This window comes from Trichlorobacter thiogenes (assembly GCF_900167465.1).
GTDB lineage: Bacteria > Desulfobacterota > Desulfuromonadia > Geobacterales > Pseudopelobacteraceae > Trichlorobacter > Trichlorobacter thiogenes.
This window is the reverse complement of sequence record NZ_FUWR01000019.1, coordinates 42468-59052: the sequence shown is the minus strand read 5'-3', so window position 1 is coordinate 59052 and position 16585 is coordinate 42468. Positions and strand designations below refer to the sequence as shown.

Here is a 16585-nt window from a genome sequence, read left to right as displayed (position 1 = left end):
AGCAAGGCGCTGGCAACCTTTACGGCTGACAGCGCCTGCTGGCACATCCTGTATCTTACTCGATAATTGCGCTGACGACGCCGGCGCCTACGGTACGACCACCTTCACGGATGGCGAAGCGAAGACCTTCGTCCATTGCGATAGGGGTGATCAGGTTTACGGTCATAGCTACGTTGTCACCAGGCATTACCATTTCAGTGCCTGCTGGCAGTTCTGCAACACCGGTTACGTCTGTGGTGCGGAAGTAGAACTGAGGACGGTAGCCGTTAAAGAATGGGGTGTGACGACCACCTTCTTCTTTGGTGAGGATATAGGCTTCTGCCTTGAACTTGGTGTGCGGGGTGATGCTGCCGGGCTTGGCAAGTACTTGGCCACGCTCGATGTCTTCACGCTTTACACCACGAAGCAGGGCGCCGATGTTGTCGCCGGCCTGACCTTGGTCAAGCAGTTTACGGAACATTTCAACACCGGTTACGGTGGTTTTGGCGGTTGCTTTGATGCCGACGATTTCGATTTCTTCGCCAACTTTCACGATACCGCGCTCTACACGACCGGTGGCTACTGTTCCACGACCGGAGATGGAGAAGACGTCTTCTACAGGCATCAGGAAAGGACGGTCAATGGCACGCTCTGGATCTGGAATGTAGCTATCTACTGCGTCCATCAGGGCGTTTACAGAGTCTTCACCCAGTTCGTCTTTGTCGCCGTTAAGGGCTTTCAGAGCTGAACCTTTGATGATTGGAATATCGTCGCCGGGGAAGTCGTAGCTGGAAAGAAGTTCACGAATTTCCAGTTCTACCAGTTCAAGCAGTTCTGCGTCGTCTACCATGTCTGCCTTGTTCAGGAAGACTACGATGTAGGGTACGCCTACCTGACGGGCAAGCAGGATGTGCTCACGGGTCTGGGGCATTGGACCGTCTGCTGCTGATACAACCAGGATTGCGCCGTCCATCTGGGCTGCACCGGTGATCATGTTCTTGACGTAGTCAGCGTGACCAGGGCAGTCGACGTGGGCGTAGTGACGCTTGTCGGTTTCGTATTCTACGTGGGCGGTTGCAATGGTGATACCACGCTCACGCTCTTCAGGGGCGTTGTCAATCTGGTCAAACGCCTTGTATTCGGCCTGACCTTTGCCGGCAAGCACTTTCGTGATTGCTGCGGTCAATGTGGTCTTACCATGGTCAACGTGACCAATTGTTCCGATGTTTACGTGCGTCTTATTACGCTCAAATTTAGCCTTGGCCATCGACTGGTTCCTCCTGTTTGTACATTGGTTGCCTGATCTTGTTAATGCTTGCGCATTCGCTCCCTACATCTACACGGATTCGTCAAAAGAAATGGAGCCCACATCCGGACTCGAACCGGAGACCTCTTCCTTACCAAGGAAGTGCTCTACCTCCTGAGCTATGTGGGCATTTCACGAATATCATGAGATTGGAGCGGGAAACGGGACTCGAACCCGCGACCCTCAGCTTGGAAGGCTGATGCTCTAGCCAACTGAGCTACTCCCGCACAACGGCATGCACTGCTTTGGCCGACCAGACAACCCCCCTAACCAGTTCATACGACAGAAATTCCGTCTCCTGGATCTGGGCACCACCCGATTCGACCGGTGACTAATATGGTGGAGGGAGGAGGATTCGAACCTCCGAAGTCTACGACGACAGATTTACAGTCTGTTCCCTTTGGCCGCTCGGGAATCCCTCCAGGGATGATGCTACATTTTCACTTAACTGGAGCTGGCGATGGGACTCGAACCCGCAACCTGCTGATTACAAGTCAGCTGCTCTACCAATTGAGCTACGCCAGCAATTCTCGGCAAAGCGTGGAATTTGTGCTTTTACTGCAGTGGCCAAAGATTGTCAAGTTTTTTTTGGATATTTTTATATCCACACCTTTATCACCCATATGATACAGCACCTTAAGCCACTAGCTACGCAAACTGAGGATTCAAGGTTGCCCCTAAAAAGGTCTTGATTTTCCTAAGCGCATTTTCTTCTATCTGGCGAACCCGCTCACGGGAAATAGCAAAATGGTCAGCTATTTCCTGTAACGTCATTGGGTCGTCTGCTACAATACGCTCTTTCACAACAAACTGCTCTTTCTCTCCAAGGCGAGAAATGGCGCCTGCAACAATCTGCCGTAATTCCTGCTGCTCCTGCAGGTCTCCAAGCTGACTTTCCTGATTTGGACGATCATCGACCAGCTCTTCCAGCAAACTGCCCCCCTCACCGGGAGTCAACTCTGCATCCAAAGAGACCTCACCCATCAACCGCAGCTCCATCTCTTCAACATCCGTCTCACGTACATCAAGCGACAAGGCAGTAGCGGGCAGATCACTGTCATCGCTACCCGTCATGCTACGGATGGCATTTTTAGCCTGCTTAAGTTTAAAGAAGAGTTTGCGCTGAGCCTGGGTTGTACCGATTTTAAGCAGACTCCATGAAGAGACGATATAGCTTTGAATCTGCGCCCTGATCCACCAGACCGCATAGGTAATCAACCGAAATCCGCGATAGGGGTTAAATTTTCGTACCGCCAGCATCAGGCCGATGTTGCCTTCCTGAATCAGGTCAAGCATTTTCATACCATAATTACGGTACTCGGCAGCGACCTTCACAACAAAGCGCAGGTTTGATGTGATCAAAGCCTGTGCAGCACTCAGATCATTTTCTTCAAACAGCCGGACTGCAAGGCGATGTTCTTCCTGTTCATCCAGCAGCGGGAATGACCGTATTTCAGACAAATACCGGGAGAAGCTATCTGTTGTAATTGGAATGGTGGTATGCATTGTCAGATTACCTCGCTTCCATATTTTAGCACTCACACCTAACGACTGCTAAAACTATAACAACCCATCTGACAAAAAGCAACCCCCCTGAACAACTTATCCCTTCAGCCTCCGCCAGCCAGATTCGGCAAGCTCCCGCATCCCCTGCAAGGTACGCTGGTATAAACGCCGCACCGGCAAACGGTTCAGCGTAATGCCGGTTGTCTGACGTTCAAGCGACAACTCATCTCCGGCCGACAGACCGGTCAGGTGAGCAGCAGAGCTACCATCAAGACCGAACAGAAAGCGATAGGTTGTTCCATGGAACCGGCAGGCGACAACAACCAGCATCACCTCAGGCAGCCCAGTTTTGTGGTGGTATCGAGTAGTTGAGCAGACAAACTGCCCGGTACAGCTTCCCGTCTCACCCAACAGTGCATCAATGGTCACCTGCTTGGGCTTTGGACGTCCTAATGACGGTAGCCCCCAGGGGCGGTACGGTTCATGGGGGCGCTGATGATAATGTTCACTGCGCTCCAACAGAATCACCACGTTATTATTAATGGGGCCACCAATGGAGTGGGAAAGACCGGCCTCAAAGCCGGCTTCCTGGATCAGTCGATGGTTTTCAACCACCTGGATCATGCCGGTCGCCCCCAGAGGATGGCCACGCCCCTTCAGCCCTCCTGTTAGGTTAGTGGGGAAAAGCCCCTCTGGACCGGTCAGCTGATCATCAAGCAAGGCATCGAAAAGCCGGTTACGGCTCACTATTCCCAGATCAACCAGGTTAATCGGGCCAAAGCCGTTAAAGGGATCATGCATATTGACATGCAGTACGCCTTCCAACGTCCTGACATCCCGCAGACCAGCCATACCATAGGCATATCCGGCAGCCGTTACCGTAGCAGGAAAGGAATGAAAATAATGGCGGTCTGCAATGGTAGGAATATCTGTTGCGCTGCCAAGTCCTGCCACCAGCACATCCTGCGGACGGGAGGTAAGGATCACAGCTGCCATACCGTCAGACATGGGGCAGTAGTCATGATAACGCAGCGGAGACCAGTAACGGTAGTTCTCTCCAGAATCCACCTGCCTGAAGTACTCCTCAACCGGTAATGGCTGGCGCAAATGAGCATCCGGATTCTGGCTCAAAAAGCGATGGCTGCGCTGGGAGAGAAGAGCTGAATAGGCCGACCATTCCAGATCAGACAGCCCGAGCCGCAGCTGAAGTGAACGAGCCACCAGCGCACCACAGGCCGGCATGGTTAAGCCGTATTCAGCCTCGTTACGATCAATCACACCGGCAATAATACGGGTTGCCTCCAGAGTTGAGGCGTCACTCATTTTCTGGATACCGATGGCCAACACGTGATCATGGCGACCTGAGGCAACCTCAAGATAGGCATTTTCAAAGGCTGAGGCGCCGGAAGAGGAAGCCGTATCGATCAGCACCGATTTGACACCGGAGATCCCCAGAATACCGGCGATTTTTGCAGCAGTATTATCTACCCCGGAAAACGCCGCAGGGTTCTGACTACCGACCACAACAGCATCAATATGCCGACGCCGCACCGGGCTTCCCGTAAAAACCTGCCCGCACTGTTCAGCCATCTCAAGAAACGTCAGTTCTTCACGGTCTTTACCGGTATAGCGTCCAACCGGCCCCATCCATGAAGCGGCCAGATACACAGGACGCGCTCTAAAATCCACTCCCATGACACAACCTCCTCTCCACCACGTACAAAAGGCGCTCCGAAGAACGCCTTTTGTGTAAGTCTTAATCAGCTACAAATGGAATTTACTTTCGCAGGACTTTAATGACCGCCGAGAAGTCCTCTTCACCGTAACCCGCCTCAACCCCTTTTTCATACATCTTGCTGGCCGCCTCGGCAGCAGGCAGATGCAATCCAACCAAACGAGCGGCATTCAGCACCAGATGCATACCATCATTCACATATTTCATTGCCAGACTGCGGGCGAATTCATTGCGGGACATGGCACGCCCCTTCAGGTGGAAGATCGGTGAGGCAACCCCACGGGTATCCAGCACCTCCAGGATCTTGTCGGCACTGAAGCCCATCTTTTCCCCAAACACCAGGCCTTCGGCAAGCACCTGAACCAAGGTACCCTGCACCATGTTCACAATAAACTTCATCTTGGTGGCATCACCAACTTCGCCGACCGTAATAGTATTAAGGCCAAAAATACTGAATGGCTCACGACACTTGCCAATGATTGCCGGATCTCCACCAACGATAATGGTCAGCAGACCGTTTGCAGCATGGTCTTTGTTACCCCATACCGGGGCATCAAGATAGAAGCAACGCTTTTTCGATGTTTCTTCAGCCATTTTAAGCGTTGTTTCAAGGGAGGTGGTTCCCATATCAGCAAAAATAGTCCCCGGCTCAATACCGGCCATAATGCCGGTTTCACCACAAAACAACGGACCTTGTTCATCCCCTTCAGACACAATAGAGATAACCAGTTCACGACCACGGGCAGCTTCTGCTGCTGTTGCCGCGCCTGTTGCTCCAATAGCAACCAACTCATTTATTTTTTCACTATCCGTATCAAAGACAGTAAGCTCATACCCCCCCTTGACCAAGTTGGCTGCCATATGCCGTCCTACGGTCCCTAAACCGATAAAACCGATCTTATGTAGCATCTTACATTCCTCCTATTTATAAAATAAAATAATGTTATCAAAAAGCAGCTTTGCATTTATTACACCGAAAGTGGTACTGTGGCAACCATGATTTTCACCTACAACTGCGGTTTAAAATATTGCCCCCCTAGCGACTGCGTTGCACCCCAACCTGATCACAACAATCAGTCAGCCTACATCGGCTACAGGCTGGCGAGACGGGGTAACACAAATTCTGGCCATAGCAGACCAAAAGATCATTAATTTTTATCCAATATTCATCTGGCAATTTTCCACGTAGGAGTTGCTCGGTCTGGTCTGGCGTTTTAGCAGCAACATACCCCCACCGATTGGTTATGCGATGTACATGGATATCAACACAGATCCCTTGCCGACCGTGCCCAAGCGTCATAACGAGATTTGCCGTTTTACGCCCTACCCCCTTAAAGCGGAGCAGTTCCTCAATGCTATCCGGCACAATCCCGTTATACTCGGCCAGCAGCTTCTTGCAGATCTCATAGATCTGTTCGGCTTTTGTACGATAAAAACCTGCAGGGTAGATCAGATCGGCAATTTCAGAGGTTTTCAGACGAACCATTTCCTGAGGAGAACCTGCCCGATCAAACAATCGGGCTGATGCCGCAGCAGTAACAGCATCCTTGGTACGCAATGAAATGATACAGGAGACCAGAACATGGAAGGCTGAACGATGCTGTTCCGAGATAACCGTCACTGAAGGAGTTTCCCACTGTTGACATTCTTGCTCAAGAACAGCCATAACATGGTGTATTTGACTATCGTGCATAGTAGCTATAGTAACCGATGCATCTGCAGCTGACAACCTGTAGCTCAGTTTGTTACGCAACTGTTTCCTGTTGATTGAAAGGATTTCCCCATGATTGACCTTCATATGCATTCCAGCTGCTCCGATGGCATCCTGCCACCCGCACAACTCATTACTGCAGCTCAACTCGCCGGACTCAGCACCATTGCCCTGTGCGACCATGATACCGTTTCTGGGGTTGAGGCCGCCATCCTGGCCGGGGAAAAGCTGGGGATAGAAGTCATTCCAGGTGTTGAGCTTTCTGTCTGTTTTAAAGGATATACCGATGTTCATCTGCTGGGCTACTGGATAGACATTCATGCCGTCAAACTGACCGAACGGCTGGATACGTTTGCCTTTCGCAGAAGCAACAGAAATCGTGAAATTATCATGGCAGTTAATCAGGTGCTGCAGCAGGAACAAAAAGAACCATTGACCATAGAAGAAGTTGAGGCACTTGCAGATGGTGTTATGGGACGCCCGCATATCGCTCGTGCCCTTTTGCAACGTGGCTATGTGACTGGTATGGAGGATGCCTTTAGCCGTTATCTGGTGCCGTGCGATGTTCCCAAGACTTACTGGCCCATGGAGGATGCCCTGACAACGATTCAGCGCGTTGGCGGTGTAGCAGTATTAGCCCACCCCACCAGCATCACCCGCGACCAACGCATACTGACAGAACTGGTTACCGAACTGAAGGAACTTGGATTGGACGGTCTTGAGGTTTACAACACCCTGGCAGCGGAACATGAAATTATGTTTCTTCAAACTCTTGCCAACCGTTTAAACCTGCTGCCTACCGGAGGATCTGATTTCCACGGCATTGAAGAACATGATCTGATAGGAAAAGGGCGGGGAGGCACCCGCTTTTCCGATGCCCTACTCCCGCCCCTGCGCAAACGAGCTACTGAACGATCAACAATAGCTGCCTGATCAGCATTTTTCCTTATACTCTCGGTAGTTAACAACATGCAGGTTATCATTAACACCAGTAACGCCAGTAATGCCTGCAGCCACCTTCAGAGCAGCTTTTTTCTCCTGCCCCGAGCCGATATAGCCGGATAACGTTACCTGTCCATCCTCCACTTCAATCCGGAAAGGACGATACTCCAGTTCTTCAGAACGTAACAGGGCAGTTTCAATCTTTTTAACCAGGATGGTATTTTCTATTTCTGCTGTAGACCAGGAGTCCGCCTCTTTCAGCTGCGGATCCTTCACGGCTGCCACAATGATATCAATGATGGCGCTGGGAGAGAGCCGGGAGGTGTTAAAGGTCAGATCATAGCCAAGAGGGTCATTCCAGTCACGATCAAAATAGAAGTGAATAAATCCACCCCGTTGATGATCACTGCGCCGGATTAACTCCTGTGCAAGGTCCGGGTCGATCCACTCCCGCTCGGCAAAACGTTCTACCCGCTCCTCAAAATCAGCGACAAAACGCAAGCGAAGAACATTGCCACACCCTTGCACGAGGTCCTGCCCACCACGACCATACAGGATAACATTACCTTTCTTGGCCAGATCCAGCAGAATCAGTTCAATCGAGTTTAATGAAGCAGCTCGCGCTCGATCTTCAACCGTATTATATGACGGCGGTTTCTCATCCACAGCCTGCAGCATTTCAAGAGGAAGCCCGTATTCTGCCGCACAGCTGGCAAGTTTGGGCCCATCAACCAGGGTGTACTTCAATTTTTTTGCCAGTTCCTTGGCTACACCATAGGCACCGGTTCCCATTTCACGGGAAATTGTAATGATCGGCATCTGAACGTACTCCTCCAGTTCAAACTTAGTGTATACAACTAAAACCTAACACGTTCCGCTTGTCTGCACAAGTCGGCAATGCTAGGGTAACTGCTCTGACACAGGGGGTAACCATGCCGGACAGCCTGGACTTCATACTACGACTTACCGTTTTTTGTATCATCCACTCACTGCTTGCGGCACCACGCATCAAGAGCCGCATACAGCTATTTATCGGACGTCCCCTGCCTGGATATCGACTTATCTACAATCTGCTTTCAATGCTGCTCTTCGGCTGGGTCATGTTGGCCTGGCAATCAACCAGTGTCCTCTACGTCCCCCCGGGCATCTGGAGTCTTGTACTCCACGGACTACAGTTTATCATTCTATGGATAAGCCTCGTCTGCCTTCGCCAAACCGGCCTGGCAGACTTCCTGGGTACAAACCTGGCTCTTGAGGATGAGCGGCCTAACCTGATTACCACCGGCTGTTACGCTGTTGTCAGACATCCGCTGTATCTGCTTGGTAGCCTGTTTCTACTGCTAAACCCGGTTATCACAACCCGCTGGATTGCCTTGACCCTGTTTAGTATCCCGTATTTTATCTTTGGCGCACTGCTTGAAGAACGCCGCATGATCCGCCTGTTTGGCGAAACCTATCGGCAGTATCAGCGGGACGTTCCCTTTCTGATCCCCCGCTTAAACCGCCAGATCAGTGCAGACTAACCCGCTTCCCCCCTTCAACTCCAGACAGGAGATCAACCAGCGTGCAGGTTACAATCCCGCTGATTACCCTGACGCGAGCGTGCGAAAAGCGTTATGGCAGTTCTTCTTTAAGTTGCACAGAAAAACAGAGATTGCATCGCTTAACGGTTTCTCCACTCTGAATAACTAAAGGAATCGTGACAGAGGTACTACGGGTCAGAGAAACCTTCAGCTCTGGCAAGGTAACTGATTTAACAGATTCTCCATCATTTTCCGGCCTGCCATCCTCAAGCGGCTCATCAGATAAAGCAGCCTGTAAGACCGGATCGGTGACTGTTGCATCTGCAGGTTCATACTCATCCCGAAGCTCTTGCAACACCTCTTGGGAAAGCAGTGCCAAAGACTGCAATATCCCTTCACCGGTACCTGCAGAGCATGTCACAGTTCGGCTTGCATCGAAACAGGCTACAAACTCAGCTGCAGTATCCTGATTATCAACAGAATCAGATGGAAGCCAGACCCTGGGCAGCCTGTGCAGTTCTCTGCCGTAACTGGTTAACATTGACCTTAAAACCCGAAGGCTGTCTGTCGCCTCATCACCACCGGATGCCCCGCCATTTGTCACAAGGGCAATCCCGTCAACCCCCTTCAAGGTCATCTTCCAGGTCCCGGGATTGGTAACCGGTCCGGTCATGGTATAGAGGTGAAAACGGATACGATAGCCGTCCAGGCTGGATGTTTCAAAGGGGATATAGTCAAAAAAAAGCAAAGAATCCTGCCCAGCCGGCATGGTCTTGAGTGGGCCGCAGAGGCTTGGCTTAATTCTCTGATGGATAAAGCGAAACAGCTCTCCCTTGCCGCAGCCGGGGGGACCAAAATAAACAATTTTTGCATTGATTTCACGCTTAGCGTGATTAATGACCGCCATGAAGAAAGAACCTTAGTATGATGTTTAGTGCTTTTTGTTCATTATCATCCGCTTGGCCTGCGTCGAAACCACGGATGAGATATTTCGGCTTTTGGCATAGCTGGCAACATCTTTTTCATTCATGGTTCCCAGATAACGCAGCGCATTAGCCAGAGGGGTCTTCGGATTTTCAATCAACGCCTTACGGATCTGGTAATTTTTCACCCATTCCTTATTGGCACAGATCAGGCGCATAATTTCATCATTCTGCACCCCTGACTTCAGGAGCGTTAACACTTCTGGCTCGGACATTCGCGGATTTTTTATAACACCGGCACTCACCAGTTTATTGGCATCCTTGATCAGGATTTTACGCCACTCTTTATCACCGGTCAGCGCCATCTTGATTTTTTCGCTAATACCCATCTCCATAGCCAGCTGATATTTGCTCAGGTATTCTTCATCCTCATCAGTAGCCTCAACCTCATAATCGGATTCTGATGTTTCAGCCTCTGGGTCTAATTCCTCAGCACCAAGATCGGATGTACCCTCTTCAGCTACCTGAGCAGGCAGATCAGCAGCCTTTTTAAGATCTGTATCAACAGAAGAATGTGTCAACAACAGGTCTCGGGTTACCTGTGCCAGTTCCACAGTAGCAAGCAAGACAGCCCTGACAGCCGGATCAGAACCGCAGCTGCCTGCGATAAAATGCAGTACAGCAGGATGGAACCCGCCACCCTCCAACGCGCTAACCACCAGATTTTGATCCAGTGCAGCCAACGTGCCTGCAGCCAGGCTACGCACTTCCGGCTGGCTATCCTTGCTCAAACAAAAAAGTAACAGCAACTGCTCACGGGGGGAGAGGTCTACAGCGCCCCCTGCCCCCCGCAGCCGTTCTTCCAACGGTGTACCAGGCCGAACAAAGGCTGCCACCGATGCAGGTATGCTCAGCTTAACTGTTTCTGCCACCCAAAAACTCCGCTACTCAAGTACCGGTGCAGCTATACCGGCAGCCTTCAGTTTTTTCACGGCATCATCAGCAGCCTTGCGGTCTGTGAAGGTGCCGGCAGTCAGCTTGCGGGAGGCAAGCGGTACCTGGGCCTTCTTAATCGACACCTTTATACCGGCAGCAGACAGGCGTTGCTGTTCAGCCTGAGCGCCACTCTGCACAGCATAGGAACCGGCATACACCTCATGTTTGGTACCGCGCTGGGTTGAAAAACCGCTGCCTGCAGCTCGCTGCAACTTTTCCACTGCCTGCTGGGCCTCTTCCTTATTGGTGTATTCAGCATAAAACAAGCGATTCATAGCAACCGGACGTTTAGGGCCACTGGTCATCAGCGGTGTAAAACCGGCCTTTTTCACCTTTGACAGGTCTTCTGCCAGGACTTCTTCCACAACATACAGTCCAGCCACAACCGTCCAGGGGCCATTCTTTTTGGGGGCTGCAACGGCTTTACGGACTGGTTCGACCTGTTTGGCTTGAGCTGGCTTTGCCTCTGCCACACCCTTTTCAGGTTGCTTGGCCGGTGCAGCTGGTTTTGCCAATTCCGGCTTCTTTACTGCCGGAGCTGCCGCCGCCTTTACCGGCCCAGGTTTCACAGCTGGCTTGACAGGAGCTGGTTTCTTCTCCTCCGGTTTTGCTGTAGGAACAGCAGCAACTTTGGCATCAGCTGGTTTTTGCACCGGTTTTACTGCTGCTGCAACTGGAGCTGCCGGAGCTGCTGGAGGAGGTGTTACCTGGGCCTTTTGTTCAGCAGGTTTTGCAGCGTCAACCGGGGCCGCATCACGAGCTGGCAACGGCTGTTTAACCACCTGTGGCGGCGGCTGGGGAGCCGGTGGCTGTTCCTGGGGTCTGATCAGGCCGGTAAAGAAATAGAGATACCCAAACCCACCCAGCAGTAACAATAACAGCACTACCATACCGGTCTGACGACCTTTTTCCTGGGGCTGAGCCTGTGCCCCGCCTTCAGTCGTCTCGTTATTAAACTTTGAATCCATACTCTACACCTCCGTAAATGCTGGATCTGTGGGACTGCAAGCCAAGAGCGGAAACCACCGCCATTCGACCTCTACCCCCTCTTAATCAGCTAATCTTTCTTTACTGCCTGCGCTTCAGCGATAACCTTTTGTGCCATATGGGTCGGCACCTCTTCGTAGTGTGAAAATTCAGTACTGAACAGGCCACGGTCACTGGTCATTGATTTCAGGTCATTGGAGTAGGCCAACACCTCTGACATCGGGACCACCGCTTTGATGGTCTGGGAGTTTGCCTTGGGTTCCACCCCGACCACCTTGCCACGCCGGGAGTTAAGGTCACCAATCACATCCCCCATATTTTCATCCGGCACCGTTACGGCAAGGTTAACAATCGGCTCAAGTAGTACCGGCTTGCACTGTTCCATTGCCTTTTTAAAGGCCAGTGAACCGGCAACCTTAAAGGCCATCTCGGAAGAATCAACCGTATGGAATGAACCATCGTACAACGCGACCTTGAAGTCAACCACCGGGTAGCCTGCCAGGAACCCTTCAATTGCAGCTTCCTGAATCCCTTTATCAACCGCCGGAATATACTGACGGGGCACCACGCCACCCACAACCTTATCTTCAAAAATATAGCCTTCACCACGTCCGGTGGGCCCCATCTCGATCCAGCAATCACCGTACTGGCCACGACCGCCGGACTGTTTTTTATACTTGCCCTGCACCTTGGCAGTTCCACGAATGGTTTCAAAGTACGGCACCTTGGGAGTCTTCAGTACCACATCCACGTTAAACTTACGCTTCATTTTTTCAACAATCACATCCAGATGCACCTGCCCCAGGCCGGAAATAATAAACTCCTTGGTCTGGGGATCGCGGTGCGACTCCAGTGTTGGCTCTTCCTCAATCAAACGATGCAGGGCGTTGTGGATCTTATCTTCATCTGCCTTGGTCTTTGGCTCAATGGCGTATGAAATCACCGGCAGCAGCTGCTTGGCCGGTTCGTAGATAACCTGATTGGTTGGATCACAAAGCGTATCACCGGTGACGGTTTCCTTGAGCTTGGCAACAGCTACAATATCGCCGGCAAAGGCCTGCTTAAGCGGCTTCTGCTTCTTGCCTTCCAGCTCATAGATCTGACCGATCCGTTCCTCCACCCCTTTACTGGCATTATAGATGGTGGAGTCAGAGTTAAGGGTGCCGGAGTAGATTCTGAAAATAGTAATTTTTCCGGTATAGGGGTCTGAAGTGGTCTTGAACACCAGTGCGGAGAACGGCTCCTTTTCATCCGGCCCACGTTCCACCAGATCATTGTTTTTAGGGTTGATACCAACCGCCTTGGTCCGATCCAGCGGAGACGGCAGGAAGTCACAAACAGCACCCAACAGTTGGCGTACTCCCACGTTCAGGGTGGCAGAGCCGCACAGCACCGGAGTAAAGGTATTACGCATGGTACCGACCCGCAAACCATCCAGAATTTCCTCTTCGGTAAGTTCACCGGTTTCCAGGTATTTTTCCGTCAAGGCATCGTAGGCCTCAGCCACGATCTCAATCATATGCTCCCGCAGACGCTGGGCTTCATCAAGATAGTCTGCCGGAATATCAATTTCCTGACAGCCGCCGGAGCCGTCCTTGGCATACTTGCAGGCCTTCATCCTGATCAGGTCAACCACGCCTTCAAATGACTCTTCGGCACCGATCGGCATCTGAATTGCCACACCACGGGCCTTGAGACTCTTCTCCATATCGTCGATGGCCCGCAGGAAGTTGGCCCGCTCCTTGTCCATTTTGTTCACAAAGGCGATGCGGGGGATCTCAAACTCATTCGCCCACTCCCAGACTTCTTCAGTCTGGACTTTAACCCCTGAAATCGCGGAGAGAATCACCACGGCACAATCCAGCGCACGCATACAGGCACGGGTATCACCAATAAAATCGCCGTAACCGGGGGTATCAACAAAATGAATCGAATGTCCATTCCACTCACAGTGGTCAAAGGCTGATGAGATAGAAATCTTACGCTTAATCTCTTCAGGCTCAAAGTCCATGGTTGAGGTACCGTCATCAACCCTGCCCAGACGATCAATCATGCCGGTATTGAACAGGATCGCCTCAGCCAACGATGTCTTGCCGGCCCCACCGTGTGCCACAATTCCCAGATTACGAATCTTTTCCGTTGGATACGTCCCCATGCGCTGCCTCCTTGTCTACGTTGATAGGTGCATGACAACTTTCAGGAATTACCGGTTCCGCTCGTACAAAATCCTCAATCCCTCCAGAGTAAGAAATTCATCGACCTCGTCGATAGTCTTTGATTCAGGCGCAATCAGGGCTGCCAGGCCACCGGTGGCCAGCACCCGAGGCTGATCACGACTCTCTTGCTTGATCCGCTCCACAATACCATCCACCAGCCCCACATACCCGTAAAAAATGCCAGATTGCATCGAGTTAACGGTATTTTTGGCTATGGCCTGGGGGGGGCGACAGATATCGACCCGGGGCAGCTTGCTGGCACGCTGAAACAGGGCCTCAAGCGAAATAGCCAGCCCCGGCGCAATGGCGCCACCACAATAGTCACCCTTGGCATTCACATAATCAAAAGTAGTGGCAGTACCAAAGTCAACAATGATCAGAGGGCAGCGGTGCTTTTCATAGCCGGCAACGGCATTCACAATCCGGTCTGCCCCCACTTCACGGGGATTGTCATACTGGATCTGCATACCGGTCTTGATACCGGGACCAACCACATAGGGAGGCAACCCAAAGAAGTCACGGCAGAGTGATTCAAGTACACCGGTTAAAGGGGGAACCACAGAGGAGATGATAATCGCCTTGACCTGTGTAAAAACCAATGATGCCAAGGAGAAAAGACTATCCAGCATCACCCCGTATTCATCCGAGGTACGGGATTTATCGGTTGCAATACGCCAGTGGCGCACCAGCGCTTCACCATCGTAGATACCAAGCACAATATTACTGTTGCCAACATCGATTACGAGCAGCAAACGGTTCTCCTTCCCGGCACTAACTTAGATGACAGTAACATCACCACTCAGTATCCGCTCAACCCGTCCATCAGAGAGCTTCATCAACAAAGCGCCATCATGGTCAACCCCCATAAAAGGCCCTTGTAGTGAGTTAGGGCCGACATCAACCTGCACCTCACGCCCAAAGGCATTACAGTAACGTGCCCATTCTTCCCGTACCGGGCCAAAGCCTTCCTGCTGAAAACGAAGGTATTCACGATCAAGCTCACGTAACAGGTGGACCGCAAACAGTTGGCGAGATACCGGTGCGCCAGACTCAAGCAGCAGAGAAGTAGCTGGTGTACGTAAATCCGCAGGAAACTGATCAGCCCGCATATTCAGGTTGACCCCGATGCCTAAAATTACAAAGCCGACCCGATCCGTCTCTGCATTCATCTCATTCAACAACCCGGCGACCTTACGACCGTTCATGAGCAGGTCATTGGGCCATTTGATGGCTGGCTGCAGGCCGGTGGTTATCTGAATGGCACGGGCAACGGCTACAGCAGAAAGAAAGGTCAATTGCGGTGCTTCATAGGGGGGAAGCTCGGGGCGCAATATCACAGAACAGTAGAGATTTACTCCGGTTGGTGACTCCCAGCGCCGCCCCAGACGTCCCTTGCCAGCCAACTGACGTTCAGCCAACAACACCGTACCCTCTTCTGCCCCCTGCTCAGCCAATAAAAAAGCATCCGTATTGGTAGATCCGGTTTCCCCGCAACAGACAATCCGTCGCCCTATCAGACACCCGTTTCCAAGGGAAGTGCGTAACACAGCTTCATCCAGCAGATCAGGCTCTGTGGCCAGACAGTACCCCTGAGACGGAACCGCATCAATCCGGTACCCGGCTGCACGAAGACTTGAAATCTGCTTCCAGATGGCGGTGCGTGAAACACCAAGTTCGCGGCTCAGCAACTCTCCGGAAACCATACCTTCGGCGTCTCTCAAAAGCTTTAGCAGATCCGCTGCTGCCGTACGCCGGGGCATAGACATTAATCCAGCAACATGGAGATATCCATTGCCCGTGGTGAATGGGTCAAGGCTCCGACAGAAATGATATCAACACCGGTCTCGGCAATGGCTCGAACCGTAGCAAGGTTAACGCCGCCTGATGCCTCCACCAGCGCCTTACCACTGATCAACCCGACACACTGGCGCATGGTGTCGCAATCCATATTGTCCAGCATAATAATGTCCGCACCAGCTGTCAGGGCTTCCTGCACCTGTTCAACCGTCTCCGTCTCAATCTCAATCTTAAGGGTGTGGGGAATATAGGCACGTGCCCGGCGAATCGCCTCGGTAATCCCACCGGCTGCTGCGATATGGTTTTCTTTGATCAGGATGCCATCATAGAGACCGGTGCGATGGTTGATACCGCCACCAACCCGCACGGCATATTTTTCAAGCACCCGTAAACCGGGGGTTGTCTTACGGGTATCAACAATACGAGCTTTAGTCCCTTTAACAGCCTGCACATAGCAAGAGGTAAGCGTCGCAATACCGGACATCCGCTGCAGAAGATTCAAGGCAACCCGCTCCCCCTGCAATAGTTGAGCAGCATCACCAGACATACGGGCCATAACAGCCCCTTTTTCCAGAACCTGACCATCATGGCAGCAAGCTTCAAAGACAATGGCAGGATCAAGCAGGCTAAAGACCCGTGCAGCCACGCTAATGCCGGCAACCGTCAAGGCCTCTTTGGCCACCAGCCTGGCGGTAGCAGCGCGAGGTTCCGGTACCACTGCCTGGGTGGTCAGATCACCGGTATGGATATCCTCCCGCAGGGCGTTTTGAATGATATCATCAAGAGTCAGCATCACACCTCATCCCGTCGCGTAAAATGTAAGTTTGTATAGCATACCTCTCCCACCCCCGCAACCGCATTCAAGCTGGTTTTTAATGAGTGATCGGGGTGTATAGTAACTGTATACAATTATCAATTGACAATCGACACTGTGGCCCTTAAAGTAAGGCGCTTTAAATTTAAT

At 51.7% G+C, this 16585-nt stretch carries 15 protein-coding genes and 4 tRNA genes; 2 read left to right on the top strand and 17 right to left on the bottom strand.

What is annotated here, in order from left to right:
• Positions 1 to 55 precede the first annotated feature (55 nt).
• The 9 genes from tuf to B5D39_RS13890 all read right to left on the bottom strand — a co-directional run bounded on the left by tuf (position 56) and on the right by B5D39_RS13890 (position 6219).
• The gene (gene tuf, locus B5D39_RS13930) at positions 56 to 1246 is read right to left on the bottom strand and encodes an elongation factor Tu (protein ID WP_078791060.1); all 1191 of its coding nucleotides are present in this window, start codon (positions 1244 to 1246) and stop codon (positions 56 to 58) included.
• 92 nt (positions 1247 to 1338) lie between these two features.
• Positions 1339 to 1414: transfer RNA gene (locus B5D39_RS13925), tRNA-Thr, on the bottom strand.
• Positions 1415 to 1435: 21 nt separating this feature from the next.
• Positions 1436 to 1512: transfer RNA gene (locus B5D39_RS13920), tRNA-Gly, on the bottom strand.
• A 110-nt stretch (positions 1513 to 1622) separates the two neighbouring features.
• A tRNA-Tyr gene (locus tag B5D39_RS13915) sits at positions 1623 to 1707 on the bottom strand.
• A gap of 27 nt (positions 1708 to 1734) precedes the next feature.
• Positions 1735 to 1810, bottom strand: a tRNA-Thr gene (locus tag B5D39_RS13910).
• A gap of 123 nt (positions 1811 to 1933) precedes the next feature.
• On the bottom strand, positions 1934 to 2791 hold the full coding sequence (gene rpoH / locus B5D39_RS13905; protein ID WP_078791059.1) for an RNA polymerase sigma factor RpoH: 858 nt from the start codon (positions 2789 to 2791) through the stop codon (positions 1934 to 1936).
• A gap of 96 nt (positions 2792 to 2887) precedes the next feature.
• On the bottom strand, positions 2888 to 4486 hold the full coding sequence (locus B5D39_RS13900) for a thiolase family protein (protein ID WP_078791058.1): 1599 nt from the start codon (positions 4484 to 4486) through the stop codon (positions 2888 to 2890).
• Positions 4487 to 4568: 82 nt separating this feature from the next.
• Complete coding sequence (locus tag B5D39_RS13895) at positions 4569 to 5435, bottom strand: NAD(P)-dependent oxidoreductase (protein WP_078791057.1); 867 nt, start codon at positions 5433 to 5435, stop codon at positions 4569 to 4571.
• A gap of 127 nt (positions 5436 to 5562) precedes the next feature.
• Complete coding sequence (locus B5D39_RS13890) at positions 5563 to 6219, bottom strand: endonuclease III domain-containing protein (protein ID WP_078791056.1); 657 nt, start codon at positions 6217 to 6219, stop codon at positions 5563 to 5565.
• A 90-nt stretch (positions 6220 to 6309) separates the two neighbouring features.
• Between B5D39_RS13890 and B5D39_RS13885 the strand changes: the two genes are divergently transcribed.
• A complete protein-coding gene (locus B5D39_RS13885; protein WP_078791055.1) occupies positions 6310 to 7170 on the top strand; it encodes a PHP domain-containing protein in 861 nt (286 codons plus the stop codon).
• Here the strand turns inward: B5D39_RS13885 and B5D39_RS13880 are convergent, their stop codons facing one another.
• Positions 7171 to 7998 (bottom strand): cytidylate kinase family protein, encoded by an 828-nt coding sequence (locus B5D39_RS13880; RefSeq protein ID WP_078791054.1) that lies wholly within the window; start codon positions 7996 to 7998, stop codon positions 7171 to 7173.
• Between the two features lie 113 nt (positions 7999 to 8111).
• On the opposite strand from B5D39_RS13880, the gene B5D39_RS13875 reads away from it, so the two are divergent.
• The gene (locus B5D39_RS13875) at positions 8112 to 8702 is read left to right on the top strand and encodes a methyltransferase family protein (RefSeq protein ID WP_078791053.1); all 591 of its coding nucleotides are present in this window, start codon (positions 8112 to 8114) and stop codon (positions 8700 to 8702) included.
• A 91-nt stretch (positions 8703 to 8793) separates the two neighbouring features.
• On the opposite strand, the gene B5D39_RS13870 is transcribed toward B5D39_RS13875, so the two are convergent.
• The 7 genes from B5D39_RS13870 to nadC all read right to left on the bottom strand — a co-directional run bounded on the left by B5D39_RS13870 (position 8794) and on the right by nadC (position 16414).
• A complete protein-coding gene (locus tag B5D39_RS13870) occupies positions 8794 to 9609 on the bottom strand; it encodes a hypothetical protein (RefSeq protein ID WP_078791052.1) in 816 nt (271 codons plus the stop codon).
• Positions 9610 to 9633: 24 nt separating this feature from the next.
• The gene (locus tag B5D39_RS13865; RefSeq protein ID WP_078791051.1) at positions 9634 to 10557 is read right to left on the bottom strand and encodes a hypothetical protein; all 924 of its coding nucleotides are present in this window, start codon (positions 10555 to 10557) and stop codon (positions 9634 to 9636) included.
• 12 nt (positions 10558 to 10569) lie between these two features.
• Positions 10570 to 11589: an SPOR domain-containing protein gene (locus B5D39_RS13860; protein WP_078791050.1), complete on the bottom strand. Its 1020-nt coding sequence runs from the start codon at positions 11587 to 11589 to the stop codon at positions 10570 to 10572.
• An 89-nt stretch (positions 11590 to 11678) separates the two neighbouring features.
• On the bottom strand, positions 11679 to 13763 hold the full coding sequence (gene fusA / locus B5D39_RS13855; protein ID WP_078791049.1) for an elongation factor G: 2085 nt from the start codon (positions 13761 to 13763) through the stop codon (positions 11679 to 11681).
• A gap of 48 nt (positions 13764 to 13811) precedes the next feature.
• Positions 13812 to 14576, bottom strand: coding sequence for a type III pantothenate kinase (locus tag B5D39_RS13850; RefSeq protein ID WP_078791048.1), 765 nt, complete (start codon positions 14574 to 14576; stop codon positions 13812 to 13814).
• A 24-nt stretch (positions 14577 to 14600) separates the two neighbouring features.
• On the bottom strand, positions 14601 to 15584 hold the full coding sequence (locus B5D39_RS13845) for a biotin--[acetyl-CoA-carboxylase] ligase (RefSeq protein ID WP_078791047.1): 984 nt from the start codon (positions 15582 to 15584) through the stop codon (positions 14601 to 14603).
• Between the two features lie 5 nt (positions 15585 to 15589).
• Positions 15590 to 16414 carry a carboxylating nicotinate-nucleotide diphosphorylase gene (gene nadC / locus B5D39_RS13840; RefSeq protein ID WP_078791046.1) on the bottom strand — a complete coding sequence of 275 codons (825 nt, stop codon included), beginning with the start codon at positions 16412 to 16414 and terminating at the stop codon, positions 15590 to 15592.
• Between the last annotated feature and the right edge of the window lie 171 nt (positions 16415 to 16585).